We start from the raw sequence: 317 nt of genomic DNA, 5'->3' as shown, positions 1-317 counted from the left end.
GAACACCTGTCACCTATGTCTCCGGTATGTACATCAAAGGCCGGGAAGACACCGGGGGAAGCCGCTTTTCCGCATGCATATAACAAACATCAGCCCGGAACAGCATCCCCCTCTGTGCATACTCATGAAACCCGTCAGCCGAAAACTACGCCCACCGCCTTCTCTTCACGCAATCACCCTCCCTCGTCATCCCGGACAAGCAACGCGCAGTTCCGGGATCCAGAGCCACACCCACAATCGCTTCCACTCAAACACACGAAGAGGCTGGCCTGCGGGCACACTTCGCCCGGCCGCAGACCAGCAGGACACTCATGAAG

Annotated in this window: 1 protein-coding gene; it reads left to right on the top strand. The window is 58.0% G+C overall.

Annotated elements, in window-relative coordinates; translation table 11 throughout:
* Nucleotides 1-124: 124 nt before the first annotated feature.
* Nucleotides 125-317 (top strand): hypothetical protein (locus PsW64_RS27780; RefSeq protein ID WP_206599553.1); only part of this gene is annotated, 193 nt, incomplete at its 3' end.

Origin of the sequence: Pseudovibrio sp. W64 (assembly GCF_001623145.1) — a bacterium.
Lineage (GTDB): Bacteria > Pseudomonadota > Alphaproteobacteria > Rhizobiales > Stappiaceae > Pseudovibrio.
This window is presented reverse-complemented; position numbering and strand designations above follow the sequence as displayed.